Source organism: Acidimicrobiales bacterium, assembly GCA_036378675.1.
Classification (GTDB): Bacteria; Actinomycetota; Acidimicrobiia; order Acidimicrobiales; family Palsa-688; genus DASUWA01.
In genome coordinates this window covers 1-2,146 of the sequence record DASUWA010000064.1, presented here as the reverse complement: position 1 = coordinate 2,146, position 2,146 = coordinate 1, and the positions used below count along the sequence as shown (strand labels likewise).

Below are 2,146 nucleotides of genomic sequence, written 5' to 3'. Positions count from 1 at the left end.
GCGTTCCGGAGGCCCGACCCGTTCGGCTGGTCCCGGGACTCACTCCGCCGCGCCCATGCACGGTTCCCAGCAGAACGGCGTCTGTCCCCAGGTATCGGGGTGTGTCCGGCCATCGGCCGGGGCGAAGATGACTCCGTGGTGCCTAATCTGAGGCTAGATAAGGCCAAGTAGTGATGTCAAGCATCATTAATTGACATATATCCCTATCTGTCCCTACAGTAGGGATCTCGAACACGTGTGCGGGGTCTGGATCGAAACCAGCGGTGATGCCGTGCCTGCCATCGGCTCCTTCCCGACCGCGCACCCGGGACATCACGGAGGGAAAGGCGGATGACTCAGCTCACCTTCAGAACCGCCACCAAGGAGCAGGCCAAGGCCCGTATCGCGCTCACTGGGCCTACCGGGTCTGGCAAGACCTACACCGCGCTGCTCATCGGCACCAGGCTGGCCGACCGGGTCGCTGTGATCGACACCGAGCACGGCAGTGCCTCCAAGTACGCCGACGAGTTCGCCTTCGACACGCTGCAGTTCGCGACGTTCGAGCCGACGGCGCTCGTCGACGCGCTCGCCGTGGCCGCCCACGGAGGTTACGAGGTGGTGATCGTCGACTCCCTTTCGCACTTCTGGTCCGGCGCCGGCGGAATGCTCGAGCAGGTCGACAACGCCGCGAGGCGTGCCGGCGCGGGGAACAGCTTTGCCGGCTGGAAAGACGTCCGCCCCATGGAACGAGCGATGATCGAAGCGCTGCTCGCCTACCCAGGCCACGTCATCGTTACCATGCGGACCAAGACCGACTACGTGGTGGAGACCGACGAGCGTGGCCGTAAGGTGCCGCGCAAGATCGGGCTCAAACCCGAGCAGCGGGAAGGCATCGAGTACGAGTTCGACATCGTCGGTGACCTTGACTACGAAAACGTCCTGGTAATTTCCAAGTCCCGGGCAAAGCCGCTGTCTGGGCTCGTGATCCGCAAGCCCGGTGCGGAATTCGCCGACTCGGTCCTTGCTTGGCTCAATGCCGGCAAACCCGTCCCGAGCGTCTTCGACTGTATGGCCACCGCGACCGCTCCCGATGTCACCTACGAGCAGCTGCGTGCCCTCTACCAGGAGGCATCGCGGCATAACTGGCTCGAGGCTGTCGTCCTAGGCTCTAACGACAAGCCGATCACGCTCAGGGACCTGATCGTACAGCGGGGTAACGAGGAGAGGGGCAGGAGGCAGGTCCAGGACGACAGCGGGCAACAGAGCGAGGAAGACAAGCCACGGGGCGCGAAGGACAAGGTAGCACCGTGAGCTTGAAGGAAGACGCCACCACGGTCGCTGTGCTCAGGGCGCTGCGCGACGTCATAGACGCTGAGTACGAGGCCGCTCGCCTTCGGGTTTTCGCCGGCCTGCGCGAGGCGCGGGACGAAGTGGGCCTTAAGTCGATACGGGTGACGCTTCCCGACGGCACACCAATCGCCACCGTTACGCTCATCGATCCCAAGTCGGCGACCGTCGTCGGCGATGAGGCCGCCTTCGTGGCCTGGGTGGCAGACCGTTACCCCGGCGAGATCGAGACGCAGGTACGGGTCCGCCCCAGCTGGCAGCGGAAGTTCTTGTCAGAACTGGATCCCTCCGCCGACCCGGTCATCGATCCCCGTACCGGGGAGACCGTCGAAGGACTGGTGACCATACCGTCCTCCGGACCGCGCTCGTTCAGCCTCCGCCCCGTACCCGGCGGCACTCAGGAGGTCAGCCGGGCTTGGCGCCGCGGCGAGCTGGACCTGCACCGGATGCTCTCTCTCGAGGGGACTCGTCCATGACCGGCGATGCTGTTCGGAGCAAGGACTCACTCGATCCCGCGCCGTGGTCCTTGGCTGTTGAGGGCGGCCACCACCGTTGCGCGGGATGGGCCTTTGAGAGGCGGGCCGACCAGTTGCAGTGCGTCCGTGATGCCGCCCGATACGAGTTCAGTGAAATGGGCCGGCAGTACAACCGCTCCGCTACACCACCGGTCTGCCCAGCGCAGAAGGTGACCGTGGATGACCCCGGTTGAGATGTGCCATCTCGCCGCGTTTCTGGCCTCCAAGAATCCGTCGGCGCGAGTGCAGGAGTCCTCACCCCAGTTTTGGCATGCGTTGCTCGCTGAGGTAGACGATACCGATGC

Annotated in this window: 3 protein-coding genes; all 3 read left to right on the top strand. The window is 64.7% G+C overall.

Annotated features, from left to right (window positions below; translation table 11 throughout):
- Nucleotides 1-330 precede the first annotated feature (330 nt).
- The 3 genes from VFZ97_19310 to VFZ97_19300 are packed head-to-tail and all read left to right on the top strand — an operon-like array spanning nucleotide 331 to nucleotide 2,035.
- The gene (locus VFZ97_19310) at nucleotides 331-1,290 is read left to right on the top strand and encodes an ATP-binding protein (protein ID HEX6395589.1); all 960 of its coding nucleotides are present in this window, start codon (nucleotides 331-333) and stop codon (nucleotides 1,288-1,290) included.
- Nucleotides 1,287-1,802: a hypothetical protein gene (locus VFZ97_19305; GenBank protein ID HEX6395588.1), complete on the top strand. Its 516-nt coding sequence runs from the start codon at nucleotides 1,287-1,289 to the stop codon at nucleotides 1,800-1,802. Before VFZ97_19310 ends, VFZ97_19305 begins: the two co-directional genes overlap by 4 nt.
- The gene (locus VFZ97_19300) at nucleotides 1,799-2,035 is read left to right on the top strand and encodes a hypothetical protein (protein ID HEX6395587.1); all 237 of its coding nucleotides are present in this window, start codon (nucleotides 1,799-1,801) and stop codon (nucleotides 2,033-2,035) included. The genes VFZ97_19305 and VFZ97_19300 overlap by 4 nt, the downstream gene beginning before the upstream one ends.
- Nucleotides 2,036-2,146: the final 111 nt, after the last annotated feature.